This is a genomic window from Streptomyces sp. NBC_01428, assembly GCF_036231965.1.
Taxonomy (GTDB): domain Bacteria; phylum Actinomycetota; class Actinomycetes; order Streptomycetales; family Streptomycetaceae; genus Streptomyces.
Genome location: NZ_CP109499.1, coordinates 5725041 through 5745506 on the forward strand (window position 1 = coordinate 5725041; position 20466 = coordinate 5745506).

Below are 20466 nucleotides of genomic sequence, written 5' to 3' on the forward strand. Positions count from 1 at the left end.
GCCGCCGATCGTGTTTAGGTGCGTCCTGTGCCTGGCTTATTGACACCGAATCGCACGGGGGTGTGACCGCATGGCCGCAGGAGGCTTCTGCAAGTTGCCGAACGGCAGCGTCGTGGTGGCGCTGAACCTGCCCAGTCCGGCAGGTTCCGGCAGCGGCTGTGTCCGGTTCCTCGTCGTCGCGCAGAACCGCGCCCGCGCCCTGACGCGGCTGCGGAACCTCGGCCTGCGCACCGTCTACCTGCGGGGCAACGCGGCTCCGCCGACCCCCGACGAGATCACCGCCGTCCTGCACCATCCGGACGGGCTGATATGGCGGACGGCACCCGACAGCACCGTCCCCGAGCTGACCCAGGAGCTGTGGCACCCGATCAGAGCCCTGCTCAGACGCCCGGCACCGCAGCCGTGAGCTCAGCCGTGAACTCAGCCGTGATCTCGGCGGCGACCGTGACAGGCGTCACGGAGTGTCCGCAGTGTCATGGGGTGTCACGAGGAGGCGCAGGTGTGTCGCGCTCCGTGCGCCGGGCCGTGGGCCGGGCGTGAACCGCTCCGGCCGGATCCGCTCCGCTGCGCTCAGACCACGGGCTTGCCCGTGAGCTCCACGCCGGCGGCGCGCAGCTCCTCCAGCGCGCGGTCCGTCGTCTCCTTCGCGACCCCCGCCGTCAGATCGAGCAGCACGGTCGTGCGGAACCCCTCGCGGGCCGCGTCCAGGGCGGTCGCCCGCACACAGTGGTCGGTCGCGATGCCGACCACGTCGACCTCGCCGATCCCGTGGGCCCGCAGCCAGTCCGCCAGCCCGGTCCCGTTCTCGTCGGCCCCCTCGAAGCCGCTGTACGCGGCCGCGTAGGCACCCTTGTCGAACACGGCGTCGATCGCGCCGGAGGCGACCGCCGGAGCGAAGTTCGGATGGAAGCCGACGCCCTCCGTGCCGGCCACGCAGTGCGCGGGCCAGGAGTGCACGAAGTCGGGGTTGTCGGCGAAGTGGCCGCCGGGGGCGATGTGCGCGTCGCGGGTGGCGACCACGTGCCGGTAGCCGGCGGGCGCCTGCCCGATCAGCTCCGTGACGGCGGCGGCCACGTCGGCGCCCCCGGCCACCGCGAGACTGCCTCCCTCGCAGAAGTCGTTCTGCACGTCTACGACGATCAAGGCGCGGCGCATGGGCGGTGTCCTTCGGCTATGGGGTCGGCGAACGTCGGCGAACTGGGTGTGCGGGCCGGGCCGTTGAACTTCCGAGCGTAGAGACTCGGAGGGCGGTGCGGGAGGGGCTGTCCGGCAGACATCCCGGGCGGGCGGGGGGCTGTGCGGCGTCCGCGGGCCCGGCCGGGCCCGCTGGCCGTTGCATTCCCGCTCACCGGAGGTTCATGCGCGGCGCCCCACGCACCCCACCCGCCTCCGGTACCTCAGACGTACTCGGTGGGCAGCACCGGTTCGCCCCGCGACAGCTGGGCCGCCGACAGGGGGAGTCGGGTGCGGGCCGCGGCATGCCGGTCGCGGACGACGTCGAGGGACTCACGGGCCAGGACCTGGCCGCCCTTGATCAGTTCCACCAGGAGCTGCTGGTCGGCCAGCTCCGCGGGGACCGGCCCGGTGCCGATGATCTCGGCCTCGGCGACCGCGTGCTCGTCCAGCCGCCGCGCGGCCCACTTGCGGCCGCCGATGGACGTCTTGCCGCCCGAGGACTTCTTCGCCACCGGCACCAGCGGCGCTGTCGGGTCGGCCGACTCGGCGCGGGCGACCAGCTTGTAGACCATCGAGCAGGTGGGGTGGCCGGACCCCGTCACCAGCTGGGTGCCGACGCCGTACGCGTCGACGGGCGCGGCGGCCAGCGAGGCGATCGCGTACTCGTCCAGGTCGGAGGTGACGACGATCTTCGTGTCCCGCGCGCCCAGCTCGTCCAGCTGCTCGCGCACCCGGTGGGCGACGAGCAGCAGGTCACCGGAGTCGATCCGGACCGCGCCCAGCTCGGTCCCGGCGACCTCGACGGCCGTCCGGACGGCCTCGGCGACGTCGTAGGTGTCCACCAGCAGGGTGGTGCCCCGGCCCAGGGAGTCGACCTGGGCCTGGAAGGCGTCCCGCTCGGTGTCGTGGAGCAGGGTGAAGGCGTGGGCGGAGGTGCCGACCGTCGGGATGCCGTACCGGAAGCCGGCGGCCAGGTCGGACGTGGTGGCGAAGCCGCCGAGGTACGCGGCGCGCGAGGCGGCGACCGCCGCCAGTTCGTGGGTGCGCCGGGCGCCCATCTCGATCAGCGGCCGGTCCCCCGCGGCGGAGGCCATCCGGGAGGCGGCCGCGGCGATCGCGGAGTCGTGGTTGAGGATCGAGAGGATCACGGTCTCCAGGAGCACACACTCCGCGAAGCTGCCCTCGACCCGCAGGATCGGCGACCCGGGGAAGTAGACCTCGCCCTCGGGGTAGCCCCAGACGTCCCCGCCGAAGCGGTACGAGGAGAGCCACTCCAGGGTCGGCTCGTCCACGATCCCCCGCTCGCCCAGGAAGGCGAGCACGTCCGCGTCGAACCGGAAGTTCTCGACGGCGTCGAGGACCCGTCCGGTGCCCGCGACGACCCCGTAGCGCCGCCCCTCGGGCAGTCGCCGCGTGAAGACCTCGAAGACGGAGCGCCGATCGGCGGTCCCGGCCGCGAGGGCGGCCTGCAACATCGTCAGCTCGTACTGGTCGGTGAAGAGTGCCGTCGACGGAACATCCACCGGCAGCCCAAGGTCCGCTGTGTTCATGGCAGGGATCGTACCCCCATCTCGTCACTTTGACGATTTCCGGGGTGTCTCCGGTCGTCCGGGGGAGTCGCGCCCCTTTTCCCGGTCCCCGTTTGTGCGGCTGCCCCCCTCTGGTGGCAGCATGGGCGCTGTGACGGCTCCCGCACCTCTAGAGATCGAGAAGACCGAGTCGGCGGAGGAGGTCTTCGCCGTACCCGAGCCGGACGTCCCCTGGGTGACCATCGTCCACAACGACCCGGTCAACCTCATGAGCTACGTGACGTATGTCTTCCAGACGTACTTCGGCTACTCCAAGGACAAGGCGACCAAGCTGATGATGGACGTCCACCACAAGGGCCGGGCGGTCGTCTCCAGCGGCTCGCGCGAGGAGATGGAGCGCGACGTGCAGGCCATGCACGGCTACGGTCTGTGGGCCACCCTCCAGCAGGACCGGAAGTAGCCGGACCTCCTCAGCAGGACCGGAAGCGGCCGGCCCCCCAGCGGGACCGGAAGCAGCCGGACCCTGTCCACCGACCGCCCGCAGGACCGGAAGCAGCGAACCCACTCCATGCCTGGACACTTCGAACCGCTCCCCGGCGGCGGCGCGGCCGTCGCCCTCGACGAGGTCGAGATCTCCATCATCCGCTCCCTCGCCGTCCAGCTCCTGGAGCTCATCGGTCCCGGCCCGGCGGAGAACGCCCCGGACGACCCGCTCGCCGAGCTGTTCGCGGAGGGCCCGAGCGAACCGCCCGGCGACCCGGTGCTCCGGCGCCTCTTCCCGGACGCGTACAGCGGCCCCGGCGTCGAGGCAGCCTCCGCGGAGCAGGCCGAGGAGCAGCGCGCCCACTCCTCGGAGTTCCGCCGCTTCACCGAGAACGACCTGCGCGCGGGCAAGCGCGAGAACGCCCTAGCCGTCATCCGCTCGCTGGACGGTCTGACCCCGGGCGACGGGGGAGCGGTCCTGAAGCTGGACGCCGCGCAGTCCGAGCAGTGGCTGCGCGCGCTGAACGACCTGAGGCTCGCGATCGGCTCCCGGCTCGACGTCGTCGACGAGGAGGACACCGACCTCCTCTACCGGCTCCCGGACGAGGACCCGCGCAAGCCGATGGTCATGGCGTACCTCTGGCTCGGCGGCCTCCAGGAGACCCTGGTCGAAACCCTGATGCCCTGAACCTTCGCACCCTCGGCCCCTATGCCCCGACCTGTCCGGACATAACGCCTCCGGTGTTCGCTCAACGGACGCTCAAATCCGGATAACGATCGCGTCACCGCCACCGCGCCCTATGGGGCGCGGTTCGACGTTTTGTCCGGTTCTTCCTGTGGTCTGCGCAACAGCGCCCTCCCTCTCCCGACGTTGCGGCCGTGATAAATCTTCACGACCGCCCGACGGGACACCACCCACGTCCCGCCGGGTGCGCCACCGAGCCGGCGGACCGCCGGCCAGGCACAGCTCCACGTATCCGGGGGGATCGGAAACCGATCCGTAGCCAAGGGACTGGCTCGGATCGGCATGGAGAAAGGCGCACCACACATGACCTCATCGCAGGTCGACAAGCAGTACGACGGCAGTGAGGCCGTGGGCGGCGACGCTCCCGAAGAGGGGTACGAGCGCGGGCTCGGCAGCCGTCAGGTCCAGATGATCGCGATCGGCGGCGCCATCGGCGTCGGCCTCTTCCTCAACGCCGGGGCCAACATCGCCAAGGCGGGCCCCAGCCTCATCCTGATGTACGCCCTCGCCGGCGTCATCATCTTCTTCATCATGCGCGCCCTCGGCGAGCTCCTGCTCTACCGCCCGGTCTCGGGTTCCTTCGCGGAGTACTCCCGCGAGTTCCTCGGCCCGTTCTTCGGCTACTTCACCGCCTGGACCTACTGGCTCATGTGGGTGGTCACCGGCATGGCGGAGCTGACCGCGGCCGCCATCTACATCAACTACTGGTTCCCGTCGATCCATCAATGGGTGTCGGCGCTGGTCTTCCTCGTCATCCTCTTCGTGGCCAACCTGATCTCGGTGAAGGTCTTCGGGGAGATCGAGTTCTGGGCCTCGATGGTCAAGGTCACCGCCCTGATCGGCATGATCGTGATCGGCCTCGGCGTGCTCACCTTCGGCTTCAGCGCCGCCGGTGACACCGCCTCCGTCACCAACCTCTGGCAGTTCGACGGCTTCTTCCCCAAGGGCATCGGCTCGTCCCTGATGACCCTCCAGGGCGTCATGTTCGCGTACCTCGCCGTCGAGCTCGTCGGCGTCACCGCGGGCGAGTCCGAGAACCCCGAGAAGACCCTCCCCAAGGCCATCAACACCCTCCCGTGGCGCATCGCCCTCTTCTATGTCGGCGCCCTCACGGTCATCCTCTGCGTCGTGAAGTGGACCGAGTTCATGCCCGGGGTGAGCCCCTTCGTGAAGGCGTTCGCCGTGATCGGCATCCCGGCCGGCGCGGGCATCGTCAACTTCGTGGTCCTCACCGCCGCCCTGTCCTCCTGCAACTCGGGCATGTACTCCACCGGCCGCATGCTGCGCAATCTGGCCGACAACGGCGAGGCCCCGAAGGCCTTCAACAAGCTCTCCTCGACGAAGACCCCGGCCCTCGGCATCACGGTCTCCGTCCTCTTCATGGGCATCGGCGTGGTCCTGAACTACGTCGTCCCCGAGAAGGCCTTCGGCTACGTCACCTCGGTGGCCACCGGAGCCGGCATCTGGACCTGGCTGATGATCCTGATCAGCCACATCCGCTACCGCCGCGCGGTGGACGCCGGCCGGCTCCCGGCCTCGTCCTTCCCGGCCCCCGGCGGCGCCAAGTGCAGCTACGTCGCGGTCGCGTTCCTGCTCTTCGTCACCGGCCTCATCGCCTACGACGCCGACTCCCGCGTCTGCCTGTACGTGATGGCCGTCTGGGCCGCGGCCCTGGGGATCGGCTGGGCCGTCCTCAAGGCCCGCAACCCGCAGATCACGCAGCGCCGTGAGCCGGAGCTCGAAAAGATCGGCTGACCTGGGAGAACCGTCGTCGGCCCTACCGGTCCCGCCCGCTCGGGCCGGCCCCGGAGGCCGCCCCGCGGTTCACCATGTGGGCCGCTCCGTACCACCCCTCGGTACGGAGCGGCCCTTCTGCTTATCCTGGCCAGCATGCTGACCATCACCCAGGCCCTGTTCGACCAGATCGTCGCGCACGCGCGCCAGGACCACCCCGACGAGGCGTGCGGCGTCGTCGCGGGACCGGCGGGAACCGACCGCCCCGAGCGGTTCATCCCGATGCTCAACGCGGCCCGCTCGCCCACGTTCTACGAGTTCGACTCCGGCGACCTGCTCAAGCTGTACCGCGAGATGGACGACCGCGACGAGGAGCCCGTCGTCATCTACCACTCGCACACCGCGACCGAGGCCTACCCCTCCCGCACCGACCTCTCCTACGCCAACGAGCCCGGCGCCCACTACGTGCTGGTCTCCACGGCCGACACCGACGCCGCGGGCCCCTTCCAGTTCCGCTCGTACCGGATCGTGGAGGGCGAGGTCACGGAGGAGGAGGTCAAGGTCGTAGAGGCGTACTGATCTCACCCATCGGTCAAAAATCGTCCGGAATGCGAGATCACACTCCGGGACCCGTACCGGGAATCGATACGATGAGCCCATGGTTTTCCACGACGTGAGCGACAAGACGCCGGGCGCCCTGCTCGTGGCGCGGCTGCACGTCGACCTGTGCAGGCTGCAGAGCGCCATCTGTACGCGCTGACCCGCCGCCGTACGGCCGAGAGCCGCGGCACCGCAAGCCCCGTACCACCCGCACCGCCCGCGCCGCCGCGCGTCTTCCGACCTGACTTTCCTTCCGACAGGAGCCCGCAGACATGGCCATCGAGGTCCGCATCCCGACCATCCTCCGCACCTACACGAACGGCGAGAAGGCCGTCGAGGGCGGCGGGGCGACCCTTGCCGAGCTCTTCGCCGACCTCGACACCCGTCACGCGGGCATCCGGGCCCGGATCGTGGACGGCGACGAACTGCGCCGCTTCGTCAACGTCTACCTGAACGACGAGGACGTCCGCTTCCTCGACGGCATCAACACCAAGCTGACCGACGGCGACAGCGTCACCATCCTGCCGGCCGTCGCCGGCGGCATGGCCTGATCGGCCGCTGGTCCCCGATGCGCTACGACTCCCCGCTCGCCGCGGTGGGCAACACCCCTCTGGTGCGCCTGCCGCGGCTGTCGCCCTCCGAGGACGTCCGGATCTGGGCGAAACTGGAGGACCGCAACCCGACGGGCTCGGTCAAGGACCGGCCCGCCCTGCACATGATCGAACAGGCGGAGAAGGACGGCCGCCTGACACCGGGCTGCACGATCCTGGAGCCGACCAGCGGCAACACCGGAATCTCGCTCGCCATGGCAGCCAAGCTCAAGGGCTACCGCATGGTCTGCGTGATGCCCGAGAACACCTCGCAGGAACGCCGTGAACTGCTCGGCATGTGGGGCGCCGAGATCATCCCCAGCCCGGCCGCGGGCGGTTCCAACACCGCCGTACGGGTCGCCAAGGAACTGGCGCGCGAGCACCCGGACTGGGTGATGCTCTACCAGTACGGCAACCCGGACAACGCCGGCGCGCACTACGCCACCACCGGCCCGGAGATCCTCGCCGACCTCCCGTCCGTCACCCACTTCGTCGCGGGCCTCGGTACCACGGGCACCCTCATGGGCGTCGGCCGCTTCCTGCGCGAGAACAAGCCGGACGTCAAGATCGTCGCCGCGGAGCCCCGCTACGACGACCTGGTCTACGGCCTGCGCAACCTGGACGAGGGCTTCGTCCCCGAGCTGTACGACGCCTCCGTCCTCACCACCCGCTTCTCCGTCGGCTCGGCGGACGCGGTCACCCGCACCCGGGAACTCCTCCAGCAGGAGGGCATCTTCGCGGGCGTCTCCACCGGCGCCGCGCTGCACGCCGCGATCGGCGTCGGCGCCAAGGCCGTCAAGGCCGGCGAGTCGGCCGACATCGTCTTCGTGGTCGCCGACGGCGGCTGGAAGTACCTGTCGACGGGCGTCTACACGGCGGCGACGACCGAAGAGGCGATCGCGACCCTCCAGGGCCAGCTCTGGGCGTAGCCCGGACGGCGAGCCCGTCGAAGCGCGAAACGCCGGAGGGCGTGAAGACCGGACCCCGGTCTTCACGCCCTCCGGCGTTTCGACGCTCTTCTCGCTCCGTTCTTCCCGCTCGGGAGGGCCGGCCGCCGCTGCCGACCGGCTTCCGACGGTCTCAGCCCGCCAGGTTCCGCACCTGGTCCCACAGCGCCGGATCGACCACACCCACCCGGCGCCGGAAGTCCCGCACCGACACCTCGCGCAGCTCGTCCGTCTCCAGATAGCTCGGCCGCCCCTGCGCGTCCCCGACAGCACCCGGGGGCAGCGGGATCACACCGGGCCGCTCGTCGTGGTACTTGCTGGTGATCTTCGCGACGGTCACCCGCTTCCCGCGCACCGTCAGCACCAGACACGGCCGGTCCTTGGCGCCGGGCCCGTCCTCGTAGGGCACGTTCGCCCACCAGATCTCCGCCGCCTTGGGCAGCGGTCCGCCACGGAGCCGCGCGCCCCGGCGCGGACCCGTGGGCCGGCCCGGGGGACGCTGCCGCCGGGCCGGCCGGCGCCCGCGGCGCCCCCAGCCGTCCACCACCGCCGCGATCAGCGCGAGCAATACCACCGCGGCCGACGCGAGCCACCAGGAGCTGTCCATACCGAAGAAGGTACCGGCGCGCATCTGCCCACGCCCGACCGGTACGGACCCCGGTTGACCCAAGGTCCATCCGAACCGGTGACACCACAGGTGAGTTCGCCCACAACAGCCCCTGGCGGAGGAGCGACCGGCCCTGACGCGCCTTAGGCTCGACGAACCGCACGACTCCCGTTCCCGTATCCGCAACCCGAGTACCTGCGCCCCCCACCTACTCTCTGCACAACCTGCCAGCGCGGAGGTTCCAGCTCTTATGAAGCTCACCGTCGTCGGCTGCTCGGGGTCGTTCCCGTCCGTGGAATCGGCCTGTTCGAGCTACCTCGTAGAGGCCGACGGCTTCCGGCTGCTCCTCGACATGGGCAACGGTGCCCTGGGCGAGCTGCAGCGCCACTGCGGTCTCTACGACCTCGACGCGATCTTCCTCAGCCATCTGCACGCCGACCACTGCATCGACATGTGCGCGTACTTCGTCGCGCGCTACTACCGTCACGACGGCGGCCGCTGCGACCCGATCCCCGTCTACGGACCCGAGGGCACGGAGCAGCGCCTGACGACGGCCTACGCCGACACGCCGTCCGCGTCCTCGATGAGCGAGGTCTTCGACTTCCACACCGTCAAGCCGAGCACCTTCGAGCTCGGCCCGTTCACCGTGCACACGGAGCGGGTGCGCCATCCCGTGGAGGCGTACGGGATCCGGCTGGAGCACGGCGGGCGGTCGCTGACGTACTCCGGGGACACCGGGCCGACCGAGGTGCTGGACGAACTCGCCCGCGACACGGACCTGTTCCTGTGCGAGGCGGCGTTCACCCACGGCAAGGAGGAGATCCCCGACCTCCACCTCAACGGCCGCCAGGCAGGCGAGTCCGCCACCCGAGCCGCCGCCCGCCGCCTCGTCCTCACCCACATCCCCCCCTGGACGAACCCCCGGACCAACCTCGCCGACGCCCGCACGGCGTACGCGGGGCCGTTGGAACTGGCGGTGCCTCGGGTGACGTACGAGGTGTGAGGTCCTTACTGCCCGGTTCCGCTCCGCGGGCCGGGCAGTAGGCGGCCCAGCATCGCGAAGTCCTCGGTCACGCTCTGCCCGGCGCCGCGCGCGACCGCCTTGCCGTAGGCCGGTTCGACCGCCTCGTAGCGTCCGCTGGAGAGTGCGAGGGTCGCCTGGAGTTCGAAGAGCCGGGCCATCAGGTGCCGGTTGCCCGGTTCCTCGTGCGGCTCGACGGCGCTGATGCCGTCGACGAGAGCGGACAGGCGCCCGAGCAGTCGGCTCGACTCCAGCACGGTGCGGTAGTACGTGGCCTCCACGGGGCGTCCCGCACCGGCGAGCAGCGCACTGTACGCGCGGATCTCTTCGGCTCCGCCGAACCGGACCGCCAGTTCGCACAGCAGGGCCCACGCGTCGATCGTGCGCTCCGAACGGTAGTCCGGCCCGACGCCGGGTTCGGACCCCTCGAAGGCCTTCTCGAGCCGGGCGAAGGCGGCCATCAGGTCCTGCCGGGACGTGGTCCGGTAGTCCAGGGTGTCGCGGACCTCGTAGAAGACCCACTTGGGGTGGCCCGGCTCCTCGGCGGCGGCCAAGCGGCAGAGCCTTCCGTACCGGTCGCGTTTTCCGCGGGCCTCGACCACCTCCGGCAGATAGCCCGCGTGGTCGAGCCGCGCGTCGATGCCGATACGCGCCGGACTGTTCCCCGAGGCGTCGTACGGGTGCTCGTGGACGCGACCGCGGAAGCGGAGGGCACTGCCGGAGCGCAGGGCGCGCTGCGTGTTGGTGTAGGTCGGGCCGTCGATGTCGGCGATGGTCGGCGAGACGACGAAGTCCGCCTCGGGCAGGATGTGGTCCAGGACGCCGAGCGCCCGCCGGATACGGCCCGCGTGGCCGGTGGCGAGGACCTCGTCCGCGTCGACGTGCAGGATCCAGCCCTCGGTGACGTGGCCGAAGGCGAGGTTGCGGTGGTGCGCGAAGTCGTCGACCCAGGCGGCGTTCAGGACGCGTACGTCGGCGCGGGCCTCGCGGGCGCGCCGCACGGTGGCGTCGGTGGATCCTGAGTCGATGAGCAGGCAGCGGTCGGTGTCGTGGACGAGTGCGCCGAGCGTGCCCGCGATGCGGTCCTCCTCGTCGCGGCTGAGGACGACGACGGTGACGGCCGTGGGCCGGTTCTCCTCGTACGAAGCCGCCAGCAGCGCGGGATCGGACGAGGCCAGCTCGGTCTCCGCGAGGTCCAGGGACACGGTGGTGATCAGGGCCAGGTCGTCGGCGAACCGGGACGCGGGGAGTCCGCCGTCCGTACGGACGAGATCGAGCAGCTGCGCGAATTTCATCGGGGGTGATGCCTTTCCCATGGGGGGTCGGCCGAGCGGCCGGGGTCAGCCGAGGGTGTGGCTGAGGTCGAAGTCGATGTCCTGGACGTGCCCGTGCGAGACCAGGACCTTCGTCCCCTTCACCGATCCCAGATGACCCCAGACGCGGACGAAGGTCCCGCGGTCGACGCCGCTGAACGTCTCGTCGAACAGGTAGACGTCCGGGGCGTGCAGAACGGCCCGGGCTATCGACAGCCGTTGGATCTGCCCGCGGGACAGTCCGGCGCCGCTCTCCCGGAGGGGTGCGTCCAGGCCGCCCGCGAGGGTGTCGAGCACTTCGAGGAAGCAGGCCACACGGCAGGCCTCGATGATGTCCGCCGTCGGGTGGGTGACGCCGAGCGTGAGGTTCTCGCGCAGCGAGGCGGTGAGCAGGACGGGGTTCTCGGGAACATAGAGGACGCGACGGCACAGGTCGGCCTCCCGGATCCGGCCGACCTCGGCACCGCCGAGGGTGATGCTGCCGCGGTATCCGGTGTGCGTGCCCGCGAGCAGGGCGAGGAGGGTGCTCTTTCCCGAGCCGTTCGCGCCGCGCAGCAGCACGCTGGTGCCGTGGGGAATGTCCAGGGTGATGCCGGAGAGTGCCGCGCGGCCGGAGCCCTCGTGGGTGAAGCCCAGATCCCTGACGCGCAGGTCGGCCGGCTCCAGCGGTGTCTGCGCCTCCTCGTCCGGCAGGCTCTGGCGGGCGTCGTCCCGCTGGAGGATGACGTCCCGGTACCGGCCGAGAGCGGCCGACGTGCGCTGGGCGGTGACCTGGAGCGAGGCGACGGAGTCCATGGCGCCGAGGAAGTAGCCGGACATGGTGAGGAATCCGAAGACCTGGCCGACGGTGAGGGAGCCGGAGAGCATGCGGCTGAGACCGGCCCAGGCGATCACCACGGTGAAAACGGTCTGGGTGGCCGTCTTGATCACCGCGTTGATGTTCTCCAGGCGCCCCAGCCTGGTCTCCGACGTGATTCTGCGGTCCAGTGCCCGTGCCATCCGTCCGAAGGCGAATTCACGACGTCCGTAGCCGATGAACTCCGTATGTCCCCGCAGTACGTTGAGCGTCTCGGACTTCAGGGTCGCATCGCGCTGGAGAGCTTCCTCGGCGGCGCTCCTGATGTGCGGAAAGAGGAGGAAGGAGCTGAGCAGATTGACCGTCGCGGGTGGGATCAGGAAAAGGAAAAGGGTGGGGCTCGACACCAGTAGATAAGTGCCGACGGAGAGCACGACGCAGAGGTCCACGGCGGCGCGTACGGCGGCAGCGGTGATCAGTCCCTGGATCTCCTGGACGTCGTCGATACGGCTGACCAGATCGCCCGGCCTGCGGCTCTTGAAATAGTGGGCCGGAAGACGCAGGAGCTTGCCGAGATAACGCTCGGAGAGCGTCCGCTGCAGGGACTGACTCAGTGCGACGATGACCCGGCCACGCAGGAACTGGATGCCGGCCGCCGCTATCGCGACGCCGATGAACTCGGCCGACAGGAGGGCGAGTCGTCCGCGGTTCCCGTCCCCCATGACCCGGTCCACCGCCACCTGCACGAACAGGCTGTTCAGCAGGGCGACGAGGGAGACGACGACGGTGGTGACGAGGACGACCGCGAGTTGTCCGCGGTGCTCCCGGACCGTCTGACGCAGCAGCCCGGGCGGCCCGGGCCGCCGGAGTCGCGCCACTGGCGACGGCCGTGCGGCCGGGCGGTCGGTGACCAGGACCTCGCCGTGGAACAGCTCGGCCAGCGTCGCGGACGGCAGCCGCATCGGCCGGGACATCAGGGGGTCGCCGACGATGAAGTCGCCCTGAGGGGTGACCTCGTGCACGACGACGAAGTGCCGGTACCCCTCGTCGTCCATCAGGATGACCGCAGGTCCCGCCAACCGCACGGCCTGGGCCAGCCCGTCGATGTCCAGGCGCAGCAGTTCGCTGTCGACGCCGTATCCCGCGAGGGCGTCACGGAGTCGGAGGAGACTCGAACCCTGCTCGCCGAGCCCGATCGCCTCGCGCAGGATCGCGGTGTCGATGACGACGCCGTGCCGCAACAGCACCGTGCGGACGCACGACGGGCCGCAGTCCGTCTCCCCGGACTGACGGGTGTGGTAGCTCTGCCACTTCAAGCTTGGATCTCCTGGGCCTGCCGGCGGAAAAAGGAGATGCCCGCCCCCGAGCAGGGGCGGGCACCGGTCGTCCTTACAGCTTGTCGCAGCCCAGCGACTTCCAGAGCTTGTAGTAATCCCCGTAGCTGCACGACATCGGATTCCCGATCTGCGCGAAGATCCATTCGCACCGGGCCCGACTCGGCTTGCCCTCACCGGAGGCGGCGGCGGCCTCCTCGTCGGTGAGCGCGGTGAACTGCATCTCGCGAAGAGCTTGAAGACTCATCGATTTCCCCACTTGTTCTGGTCTCGGCCGGCCTTCTTGGTCGTTTTCGTGGCCGGCCCGATGCCGACCGTAGACGCAGAACAATCAAATGATCAAGGTCAAATGATCAGTGACGGTGGTCACTTTGTCCGTTCGGAGTGGTGTCTTTCTTCGGTGGATCCATCATTCCGGGCATGCCGAATTCCCCGGACCGTCGGACGGTCCGGGGAATTCCGCTGTACGGGAGGAGGCTCGGTGTTACTTGGCCTCGGCCTTCAGGAGCTCCGCGAGCTCCTCGTCGGACTCGCGGCCAGGCGTCGGGAGGTTCCACTTGGTGATCGCGAAGCGGAAGACCACGTAGTAGACCGCGGCGAAGCACAGGCCGACCAGGACCAGGCCCCACGGGTTGGACGCGATGCCGATGTTCAGGCCGAAGTCGACGACGCCGGCCGAGAAGCCGAAGCCGTCCTTCATGCCGAGCGCCCAGGTCAGAGCCATGGAGACACCGGTGAGGACCGCGTGGATCGCGTAGAGCGCCGGCGCGATGAACATGAACGTGAACTCGATGGGCTCGGTGACGCCCGTGACGAAGGAGGTCAGGGCGAGCGAGAACATCATGCCGCCGACGACCTTGCGGCGCTCGGGGCGGGCGCAGTGCACGATCGCGAGGCAGGCCGCGGGGAGGGCGAACATCATGATCGGGAAGAAGCCGGTCATGAACTGTCCGGCCGACGGGTCGCCCGCCAGGAAGCGGGAGATGTCGCCGCTCTTGCCGTGATAGTCGCCCGCCTGGAACCAGGGGTAGGAGTTGAGCAGGTGGTGCATGCCGATCGGGATCAGCGCACGGTTGGCGACACCGAAGATGCCCGCGCCGACGGCGCCCGAACCGACCAGCCACTCACCGAAGTTGTGCAGACCCGTGCCGAGGACCGGCCAGATGTAGCCGAAGACGACGCCGAGGACCAGGCCCGCGAAGGCGGACAGGATCGGGACGAGGCGGCGGCCGCCGAAGAAGCCGGCCCAGTCGGGCAGCTTGGTGCGGTAGAAGCGTTGGTATATCAGCGCCACCACGATGCCCATGACGACACCGCCGAGCACCTTGGCGTCCACCGGGGCGTCGACCATGACGACCTTGCCGTCGACGGCCGTGGCCACCTTCGGCAGGTTCTTGTCGGTGAACGTGGCGAGCACGTTCTTGAAGACCAGGTAACCGACCACGCCGGCGAGAGCGGTCGAGCCGTCCGACTTCTTGGCGAAGCCGATCGCGATGCCCACCGCGAACAGCAGGGCCATGTTGTCGAGGATCGCGTTGCCGCCGGCCGCCATGAAGCCGGCGATCTTGGTGAGGAACGTCGGGAACGACGGGCGACCCAGCATGTCGGGGTTGCCGAGGCGCACCAGCAGTGCGGCGGCGGGCAGCACGGCGACCGGCAGCATCAGGCTCCGGCCGATGCGCTGCAGGACCGCCATCACGCCGGCGCCCCTGCCCTTCTTCTCCGCGGCGGGTGCCGCGCTGGCCGTGGTCATCAACTTCCTCCAGTAGGCAAGGCGCCGCCCAGGGGACAGTGATGAGGACGGCGGCGTCTTTGGGGGTACGCGGCGACTCGTCGGCCTCGCGTGGTCTACACCACTCAGTGGTGTAGACCTGTTGTAGCACGGTGAAGGCTGGATAAGGAACCCGCTGATTTTGTGGTCTCGGCCATAACGGGAAGAACTGGTTCCGGTCATGCCGAAGGGCCCCCGGACCAGGTGGTCCGGGGGCCCTTGGGGGAGAGCGGTGCTGGTGGGCGGCCCCTTCGGGGGGAGAGGGCTACGCCTTGGTCGTGTCCTCCACGTCCTCCTCCGGCTCCCGCCCCGGCGTCTTCAGATCGAACTTCGTGATCGCGAACCGGAAGATCGTGTAGTACACGGCCGCGAAGCACAGCCCGATCGGCACGATCGCCCACGGCTTCGTCGCCAGGTTCCAGTTGATGACGTAGTCGATCAGACCCGCCGAGAAACTGAAGCCGTCGTGCACGCCCAGACCCCACGTCACCGCCATCGAGACGCCGGTGAGGATCGCGTGCACCACGAACAGCAGCGGCGCGATGAACAGGAACGAGTACTCCAGCGGCTCCGTGATGCCGGTGACGAACGACGTCAGCGCCACCGACAGCATCAGGCCGCCCACCTCCTTGCGGCGGTGCGGCTTCGCGCAGTGCGTGATCGCCAGCGCCGCCGCGGGCAGCGCGAACATCATGATCGGGAAGAAGCCCGAGGTGAACTGCCCCGCGTTCGGGTCGCCCGCCAGGAACATGTTGATGTCACCGTGCACGACCTCCCCGTCCGGCTTGGTGAAGCTGCCGAACTGGAACCAGATGGGCACGTTCAGGAACTGGTGCAGGCCGATCACCAGCAGCGCCCGGTTGGCCAGGCCGAACACGCCCGCGCCCCACGCGCCCAGCCCGACCAGCCAGTCGCTGAAGTTCTCCAGCGCGTCACCGATCGGCGGCCACACCCACACGCACAACGAGGCGAACAGGATCGCCACGAACGCCATGATGATCGGCACCAGCCGGCGCCCGTTGAAGAAGCCGAGCCAGTCCACCAGCTTCGTACGGTGGAACCGCTGCCAGAAATACGCCGACAGCAGCCCGATCACGATGCCGCCGAACACCCCGGGGTTCTGGTAGGTGAACTCGACGACGGAGTTGTCCTCCAGCTGACACCCCAGCTTGATCGCCGTACTGCCTCCCGGGCAGTCCTCCGGGAACGCCCGCAGCACGCTGTAGTAGACGAGGAACCCCACCACCGCCGCGAGCGCCGTGGAACCGTCCGACTTCTTCGCCATGCCGATGGCCACGCCCACGCAGAACAACATCGGCAGGCCGAGCTGACCGTCGAGCAGCGCGCCGCCCGCCGCCCCCATCACCTTCGAGACGTTGTCCCAGCCGAGCCCGTCCGCCCCGAACACATCCGGCTGGCCCAGCCGGTTGAGGATGCCGGCGGCAGGCAGAACGGCGATCGGCAGCTGAAGACTCCGGCCCATCTTCTGCAGACCCTGGAAGGCCTTGTTCCAGCGGTTGCGCGCAGGTGAGACGGCACTCACGGCACTCATGGGCGTCCTCCGGGCCGGGCCGGTTTGGCGACTGCCCGTCAACTGGTGTAGACCAGTTGACGACGCGTCGCTCTGTCGTGCTCGCCATCATTCGGCACCCACGACATGACCGCTCGCGAAGATGGGCCAACTGTGGGTTACTGCGACAAAGCGGTTCTGATCAGGGAGTACGACATGGCCACGAAGGCTGAGAAGATCGTCGCCGGGCTCGGCGGCATCGACAACATCGAAGAAGTCGAAGGCTGCATCACCCGCCTGCGCACCGAGGTCCACGACGCCTCGCTGGTCGACGAAGCCGCCCTCAAGGCCGCGGGGGCCCACGGCGTCGTGAAGATGGGCACGGCCATCCAGGTCGTCATCGGCACCGACGCGGACCCCATCGCCGGCGAGATCGAAGACATGATGTGAGCACCCGGACCCGCTGAGGCACCCGCCGCTCCCGCTCACCGCGAGCGGCACCCCGCCCCGGCCGACCCGGCTCACCCTTGAGGGGCTGCTTCCGTCACCGGCGGACAGCCCCTCACCCGTGTGCCGATAGGCTCAGCCGCATGTCTCGCATCGACGGCCGCACCCCCGAACAGCTGCGCCCCATCACCATCCAGCGTGGCTGGAGCAAGCACGCCGAGGGCTCCGTCCTCGTCTCCTTCGGCGACACCAAGGTCTTCTGCACGGCCTCCGTCACCGAAGGCGTCCCCCGCTGGCGCAAGGGCAGCGGCGAGGGCTGGGTCACCGCGGAGTACTCCATGCTGCCCCGCGCCACCAACACCCGCGGCGACCGCGAGTCCGTCCGCGGCAAGATCGGCGGCCGCACCCACGAGATCAGCCGCCTCATCGGCCGCTCCCTGCGCGCCGTCATCGACTACAAGGCGCTCGGCGAGAACACCATCGTCCTCGACTGCGACGTCCTCCAGGCCGACGGCGGCACCCGCACCGCGGCCATCACCGGCGCCTACGTCGCCCTCGCCGACGCCGTCACCTGGGCCCAGGGCAAGAAGCTCATCAAGGCCGGCCGCAAGCCCCTCACCGGCACCGTCTCCGCCGTCTCCGTCGGCATCGTCGGCGGCGTCCCCCTCCTCGACCTCTGCTACGAGGAGGACGTGAAGGCCGACACCGACATGAACGTCGTGTGCACCGGCGACGGCCGCTTCGTCGAGGTCCAGGGCACCGCCGAGGCCGAGCCCTTCGACCGCAAGGAACTCAACGCCCTCCTCGACCTCGCCGTCGGCGGCTGCGACGAACTCGCCGCCGTCCAGCGCGCGGTACTCGAATCCACCGGTGAGGCAACCGCGCGTTAACTCCACGCGTTCTAAGGGGTACGGGCGCACGGTCCAGCCGTGCGCCCGCCGGCCACGTCAGGCGGATCGGGACGACCCCACCGCGGGACGCACCGGCCGCCGACGCGGCCGAACGCCATCATGCCCACGGGGAGGGACCGTTCCATGGCCGCGCGCCACCGCACTCGTCGCCGTACCGCCGCACTCGCCGTCACCGCCGCACTCGTCGTCCTGCCGGCGGCCGTCGGCTGCGACGCCGTCAACAAGGCGCTCGACTGCGTGCAGACCGCCGACTCGATAGCCGACAGCGTCACCGACCTCCAACAGGCGGTCGAGAACGCGGCCAACGATCCGTCGCAGACCGACGCGTCCCTCAACTCGATCGAGAACAACCTCGACAACATCGGCGACAAGACCGACAACGCCGACGTCAACAAGGCGGTCGACAACCTGAACAAGGCCGTCGCCAACGTCCGCACCGCCGTCAGGAACGGCGACGACACCCCCGACATCAGCCCCGTCACGGACGCGGCGGGCGAACTGACCAAGGTGTGCACGCCGTAGCAGCGCTCGGGACGGCACGGGCACCGGACCGCCGCAGCTCGCGGGACCGGACGCCCGTCCCGCGGCCGCGGCCCGCTCGGAGATACTGGCGGGCATGACCCGCCTGATCCTCGCCACCCGCAACGCCGGCAAGCTCACCGAACTGAAGGCGATCCTCGCCGACGCAGGCATCACGCACGACCTCGTCGGCGCGGACGCCTATCCCGACATCCCCGACGTCAAGGAAACCGGCGTCACCTTCGCGGAGAACGCCCTGCTGAAGGCCCACGCCCTCGCCCGCGCGACCGGGCTGCCCGCCGTCGCCGACGACTCGGGCCTGTGCGTCGACGTCCTGAACGGCGCCCCCGGAATCTTCTCCGCACGCTGGGCCGGCCGGCACGGCGACGACCAGGCCAACCTGGACCTGCTCCTCGCCCAGCTCTCCGACATCGACGCCCCGCACCGCGGCGCCCACTTCGCCTGCGCGGCGGCACTCGCCCTGCCGGACGGCACGGAACGCGTCGTCGAGGGCAAGCTCCTCGGCACCCTCCGCGCCACCCCGGCCGGCACCCACGGCTTCGGCTACGACCCGATCCTCCAGCCCGACGGCGACACCCGCACCTGCGCGGAACTCACCCCCGCGGAAAAGAACGCGATCAGCCACCGAGGCAAGGCGTTCCGCGAACTGGTACCGGTGGTACGGGAACTGCTGGGCTGACCGTCGGTCGGCCGGTACGCGGAGGGGCGCGCCATCACCGGATGGCGCGCCCCTGTTCCGCGGTGGGCCCGGTGGGATTCGAACCCACGACACACCGGACCTAAACCGGCGCCCTCTGGCCAGCTGGGGTACGGGCCCAACGCGGTCACTTTACTGGTCTGCGCGGGCCGCCCGTCCGCCGAGTCCGCGAGACGGTCCCCGCCGCGAGTGGGTCGCGGTCTGGCTGTGGCAGGACGGGCAGAGGTAGCGCAGGTTCTCCAGCCGGTCGTCCCACCGGTCGCCGTTGACGTGGTCGATCTCGAGCACCAGGCGTCTGCCGCGCCACCTGTCTCCGATGCCGCACTCGGCGCACGTGTGCGGTACACCGAGGTCGTCGAGGGCCCGCCGCAGGAGCGTGGTCCGGGTTCGCCGGGAGCCGGGCGCCCCACGACGCAGGACCTGCTCGGCGGACTTCCGGCGGGGTGACGGAACACCGCGCCGGTGCCCCTGCCCGGTGAAGTGATCGAACGTGATGCCGTACCTCTCGGCGCTACGCGTCACCCGCGCACGGCTGGTCGCGTTGTCCGCCATGCCGAGCGCCTTGAGCAGCCCGGCCAGGCTGCTGGACCGGGCTGCGGCCGGCCCGAGGGTCTCGGGCGGGATCAGACGCGGGCCGTACCCGCGGCCGCGGGTGAAGTGCGAGGTGTCGATCCCGAACTGGTCGAGCTTCTTTCGCACATGGCCGTACGGGCCGGTGTCGGGTGGGTGTCCCAGATACTCGAAGATCTCCCGCACGCTGTACGAGTGGGCCGCCGCCTCGGTGAGCAACTCCCGGCTGTAGGAGCGTTTCTCGCGGACGGGCAGGGGCTCGTGGACGAAGTGCGAGGTGTCGATCCCGTAGTGGTCGAGCCTGCGTCGCACATAACGCAGGCTCGGAGGTCCCAGCGGAGCGCCCAGGCGGCGCAGCAGATCGACCAGGCTGGTCGAGAGGTCCGCCGTCCTGGCCAGCGTGTCCCGTGGATACTTCGCCACGGTCACGCCGGCCTCCGCTTGCGCCCTCGGTACGTGTCCGTCACCGCATGACAGTTGGGGCAGAGGAGACGCAGGTTCCCAGGCCGGTTGTCCCACCAGTCGCCGTTCACGTGGTCGACCTCCAGGGTGAGCGGCCTGCCGTTCCACGCGGGACCCGTGCCGCACTCGGCACAGCACTCGGCCACCCCGGAGCGCAGCAGCTCGCGGCGGAGCCGCACTCCCGGAACTCTGCCCTTCTCCGGCGGCCGCAGGGTGAGGAGTCCGCCGGACGAGACCTTCGCGGACCTACGTCTGGGGCGCGCGAAGTGGGACGTGTCGATCCCGAGCGCCGTGATCCTGCGGGCCACGTGCGCCTGGTTGCCGCCGACCTGGCTGATCCCCAGGTGGCGTACGACGTCCTTGACGCTGGTCGATGCGGTCACGGCGGCACGCAGACGCTCCTCCGTGTGCCGCACCTGGTTCGTCATGAGATGGGTGATGTCGATGCCGGCCTCGCCCATCTTCTGCCGCAGATACCGGCGACTGCCCGGTGTCGGGCTCCCTCCGCACCAGCGGACCGCGTCATCGATGTGCCGCGTCTCGCGAGCCGCTTCCTGCAGCAGCTCACGGGTGTACCTCACGCTCATGTTCCCCCGTCCCCGGTTGCGCGTTCGCACCTCGAACGGATCAACGAGCAGCTCATCGGACGGTCACGCCCGACGCGGGCTCAGTGTCCGTCCGAC

23 protein-coding genes and 1 tRNA gene are annotated in these 20466 nt (G+C 69.8%); 13 read left to right on the forward strand and 11 right to left on the reverse strand.

What is annotated here, in order from left to right:
• Positions 1-70: 70 nt before the first annotated feature.
• The gene (locus tag OG406_RS24790; RefSeq protein ID WP_266614093.1) at positions 71-406 is read left to right on the forward strand and encodes a hypothetical protein; all 336 of its coding nucleotides are present in this window, start codon (positions 71-73) and stop codon (positions 404-406) included.
• 164 nt (positions 407-570) lie between these two features.
• Here the strand turns inward: OG406_RS24790 and OG406_RS24795 are convergent, their stop codons facing one another.
• Together OG406_RS24795 and OG406_RS24800 are read right to left on the reverse strand one after the other, a co-directional pair.
• Positions 571-1155 carry a nicotinamidase gene (locus tag OG406_RS24795; RefSeq protein WP_164370705.1) on the reverse strand — a complete coding sequence of 195 codons (585 nt, stop codon included), beginning with the start codon at positions 1153-1155 and terminating at the stop codon, positions 571-573.
• Positions 1156-1397: 242 nt separating this feature from the next.
• Positions 1398-2726: a nicotinate phosphoribosyltransferase gene (locus OG406_RS24800; protein WP_329187830.1), complete on the reverse strand. Its 1329-nt coding sequence runs from the start codon at positions 2724-2726 to the stop codon at positions 1398-1400.
• A 121-nt stretch (positions 2727-2847) separates the two neighbouring features.
• Between OG406_RS24800 and clpS the strand changes: the two genes are divergently transcribed.
• From clpS to OG406_RS24835, 7 genes are all read left to right on the forward strand, one after another.
• Positions 2848-3165, forward strand: a complete 318-nt coding sequence (gene clpS, locus OG406_RS24805; RefSeq protein ID WP_081217511.1) for an ATP-dependent Clp protease adapter ClpS — start codon at positions 2848-2850, stop codon at positions 3163-3165.
• A gap of 108 nt (positions 3166-3273) precedes the next feature.
• The gene (locus OG406_RS24810; protein WP_164370704.1) at positions 3274-3876 is read left to right on the forward strand and encodes a DUF2017 domain-containing protein; all 603 of its coding nucleotides are present in this window, start codon (positions 3274-3276) and stop codon (positions 3874-3876) included.
• A 360-nt stretch (positions 3877-4236) separates the two neighbouring features.
• Positions 4237-5688: an amino acid permease gene (locus OG406_RS24815; RefSeq protein ID WP_164370703.1), complete on the forward strand. Its 1452-nt coding sequence runs from the start codon at positions 4237-4239 to the stop codon at positions 5686-5688.
• A gap of 135 nt (positions 5689-5823) precedes the next feature.
• Complete coding sequence (locus tag OG406_RS24820; RefSeq protein WP_081217508.1) at positions 5824-6246, forward strand: Mov34/MPN/PAD-1 family protein; 423 nt, start codon at positions 5824-5826, stop codon at positions 6244-6246.
• A 79-nt stretch (positions 6247-6325) separates the two neighbouring features.
• Positions 6326-6427, forward strand: a complete 102-nt coding sequence (locus OG406_RS24825; protein ID WP_323178196.1) for a putative leader peptide — start codon at positions 6326-6328, stop codon at positions 6425-6427.
• 112 nt (positions 6428-6539) lie between these two features.
• Positions 6540-6818, forward strand: a complete 279-nt coding sequence (locus tag OG406_RS24830) for a MoaD/ThiS family protein (protein WP_081217507.1) — start codon at positions 6540-6542, stop codon at positions 6816-6818.
• 17 nt (positions 6819-6835) lie between these two features.
• Positions 6836-7786, forward strand: a complete 951-nt coding sequence (locus tag OG406_RS24835) for a PLP-dependent cysteine synthase family protein (RefSeq protein ID WP_164370702.1) — start codon at positions 6836-6838, stop codon at positions 7784-7786.
• A gap of 151 nt (positions 7787-7937) precedes the next feature.
• On the opposite strand, the gene OG406_RS24840 is transcribed toward OG406_RS24835, so the two are convergent.
• Positions 7938-8411, reverse strand: a complete 474-nt coding sequence (locus tag OG406_RS24840; RefSeq protein ID WP_329187836.1) for a type II toxin-antitoxin system PemK/MazF family toxin — start codon at positions 8409-8411, stop codon at positions 7938-7940.
• Between the two features lie 250 nt (positions 8412-8661).
• On the opposite strand from OG406_RS24840, the gene OG406_RS24845 reads away from it, so the two are divergent.
• Positions 8662-9414, forward strand: coding sequence for an MBL fold metallo-hydrolase (locus OG406_RS24845; RefSeq protein ID WP_164370700.1), 753 nt, complete (start codon positions 8662-8664; stop codon positions 9412-9414).
• A 5-nt stretch (positions 9415-9419) separates the two neighbouring features.
• Here the strand turns inward: OG406_RS24845 and OG406_RS24850 are convergent, their stop codons facing one another.
• From OG406_RS24850 to OG406_RS24870, 5 genes are all read right to left on the reverse strand, one after another.
• Positions 9420-10727, reverse strand: coding sequence for a glycosyltransferase (locus OG406_RS24850; protein WP_329187838.1), 1308 nt, complete (start codon positions 10725-10727; stop codon positions 9420-9422).
• A 45-nt stretch (positions 10728-10772) separates the two neighbouring features.
• On the reverse strand, positions 10773-12857 hold the full coding sequence (locus tag OG406_RS24855) for a peptidase domain-containing ABC transporter (protein ID WP_329187840.1): 2085 nt from the start codon (positions 12855-12857) through the stop codon (positions 10773-10775).
• Positions 12858-12930: 73 nt separating this feature from the next.
• Entirely contained in the window at positions 12931-13122 is a 192-nt protein-coding gene (locus OG406_RS24860) for a hypothetical protein (RefSeq protein ID WP_179165246.1), read from the reverse strand.
• A gap of 237 nt (positions 13123-13359) precedes the next feature.
• On the reverse strand, positions 13360-14628 hold the full coding sequence (locus OG406_RS24865; protein WP_266848259.1) for a PTS transporter subunit EIIC: 1269 nt from the start codon (positions 14626-14628) through the stop codon (positions 13360-13362).
• 283 nt (positions 14629-14911) lie between these two features.
• Positions 14912-16198, reverse strand: coding sequence for a PTS transporter subunit EIIC (locus tag OG406_RS24870; RefSeq protein WP_164370698.1), 1287 nt, complete (start codon positions 16196-16198; stop codon positions 14912-14914).
• Between the two features lie 174 nt (positions 16199-16372).
• On the opposite strand from OG406_RS24870, the gene OG406_RS24875 reads away from it, so the two are divergent.
• The 4 genes from OG406_RS24875 to rdgB all read left to right on the forward strand — a co-directional run bounded on the left by OG406_RS24875 (position 16373) and on the right by rdgB (position 18733).
• Positions 16373-16606, forward strand: coding sequence for a glucose PTS transporter subunit EIIB (locus OG406_RS24875; RefSeq protein ID WP_069920430.1), 234 nt, complete (start codon positions 16373-16375; stop codon positions 16604-16606).
• Between the two features lie 140 nt (positions 16607-16746).
• Complete coding sequence (rph, locus tag OG406_RS24880; protein WP_266614077.1) at positions 16747-17493, forward strand: ribonuclease PH; 747 nt, start codon at positions 16747-16749, stop codon at positions 17491-17493.
• Positions 17494-17637: 144 nt separating this feature from the next.
• On the forward strand, positions 17638-18036 hold the full coding sequence (locus OG406_RS24885) for a hypothetical protein (RefSeq protein ID WP_081217499.1): 399 nt from the start codon (positions 17638-17640) through the stop codon (positions 18034-18036).
• A gap of 94 nt (positions 18037-18130) precedes the next feature.
• On the forward strand, positions 18131-18733 hold the full coding sequence (rdgB, locus tag OG406_RS24890; protein WP_266848263.1) for an RdgB/HAM1 family non-canonical purine NTP pyrophosphatase: 603 nt from the start codon (positions 18131-18133) through the stop codon (positions 18731-18733).
• 63 nt (positions 18734-18796) lie between these two features.
• On the opposite strand, the gene OG406_RS24895 is transcribed toward rdgB, so the two are convergent.
• The 3 genes from OG406_RS24895 to OG406_RS24905 form a co-directional block, all read right to left on the reverse strand.
• A tRNA-Leu gene (locus tag OG406_RS24895) sits at positions 18797-18871 on the reverse strand.
• Between the two features lie 12 nt (positions 18872-18883).
• A complete protein-coding gene (locus OG406_RS24900) occupies positions 18884-19750 on the reverse strand; it encodes an HNH endonuclease signature motif containing protein (RefSeq protein WP_329187843.1) in 867 nt (288 codons plus the stop codon).
• A complete protein-coding gene (locus tag OG406_RS24905; protein ID WP_329187845.1) occupies positions 19747-20370 on the reverse strand; it encodes an HNH endonuclease signature motif containing protein in 624 nt (207 codons plus the stop codon). Before OG406_RS24905 ends, OG406_RS24900 begins: the two co-directional genes overlap by 4 nt.
• Positions 20371-20466 lie beyond the last annotated feature (96 nt).

Coding starts and splice junctions, on each gene's coding strand:
- OG406_RS24790 (WP_266614093.1), top strand. CDS start 71: ATGGCCGCAGGAGGCTTCTGCAAGTTGCCGAACGGCAGCGTCGTGGTG.
- OG406_RS24795 (WP_164370705.1), bottom strand. CDS start 1,155: ATGCGCCGCGCCTTGATCGTCGTAGACGTGCAGAACGACTTCTGCGAG.
- OG406_RS24800 (WP_329187830.1), bottom strand. CDS start 2,726: ATGAACACAGCGGACCTTGGGCTGCCGGTGGATGTTCCGTCGACGGCA.
- clpS (WP_081217511.1), top strand. CDS start 2,848: ATGGGCGCTGTGACGGCTCCCGCACCTCTAGAGATCGAGAAGACCGAG.
- OG406_RS24810 (WP_164370704.1), top strand. CDS start 3,274: ATGCCTGGACACTTCGAACCGCTCCCCGGCGGCGGCGCGGCCGTCGCC.
- OG406_RS24815 (WP_164370703.1), top strand. CDS start 4,237: ATGACCTCATCGCAGGTCGACAAGCAGTACGACGGCAGTGAGGCCGTG.
- OG406_RS24820 (WP_081217508.1), top strand. CDS start 5,824: ATGCTGACCATCACCCAGGCCCTGTTCGACCAGATCGTCGCGCACGCG.
- OG406_RS24825 (WP_323178196.1), top strand. CDS start 6,326: ATGGTTTTCCACGACGTGAGCGACAAGACGCCGGGCGCCCTGCTCGTG.
- OG406_RS24830 (WP_081217507.1), top strand. CDS start 6,540: ATGGCCATCGAGGTCCGCATCCCGACCATCCTCCGCACCTACACGAAC.
- OG406_RS24835 (WP_164370702.1), top strand. CDS start 6,836: ATGCGCTACGACTCCCCGCTCGCCGCGGTGGGCAACACCCCTCTGGTG.
- OG406_RS24840 (WP_329187836.1), bottom strand. CDS start 8,411: ATGGACAGCTCCTGGTGGCTCGCGTCGGCCGCGGTGGTATTGCTCGCG.
- OG406_RS24845 (WP_164370700.1), top strand. CDS start 8,662: ATGAAGCTCACCGTCGTCGGCTGCTCGGGGTCGTTCCCGTCCGTGGAA.
- OG406_RS24850 (WP_329187838.1), bottom strand. CDS start 10,727: ATGAAATTCGCGCAGCTGCTCGATCTCGTCCGTACGGACGGCGGACTC.
- OG406_RS24860 (WP_179165246.1), bottom strand. CDS start 13,122: ATGAGTCTTCAAGCTCTTCGCGAGATGCAGTTCACCGCGCTCACCGAC.
- OG406_RS24865 (WP_266848259.1), bottom strand. CDS start 14,628: ATGACCACGGCCAGCGCGGCACCCGCCGCGGAGAAGAAGGGCAGGGGC.
- OG406_RS24870 (WP_164370698.1), bottom strand. CDS start 16,198: ATGAGTGCCGTGAGTGCCGTCTCACCTGCGCGCAACCGCTGGAACAAG.
- OG406_RS24875 (WP_069920430.1), top strand. CDS start 16,373: ATGGCCACGAAGGCTGAGAAGATCGTCGCCGGGCTCGGCGGCATCGAC.
- rph (WP_266614077.1), top strand. CDS start 16,747: ATGTCTCGCATCGACGGCCGCACCCCCGAACAGCTGCGCCCCATCACC.
- OG406_RS24885 (WP_081217499.1), top strand. CDS start 17,638: ATGGCCGCGCGCCACCGCACTCGTCGCCGTACCGCCGCACTCGCCGTC.
- rdgB (WP_266848263.1), top strand. CDS start 18,131: ATGACCCGCCTGATCCTCGCCACCCGCAACGCCGGCAAGCTCACCGAA.
- OG406_RS24905 (WP_329187845.1), bottom strand. CDS start 20,370: ATGAGCGTGAGGTACACCCGTGAGCTGCTGCAGGAAGCGGCTCGCGAG.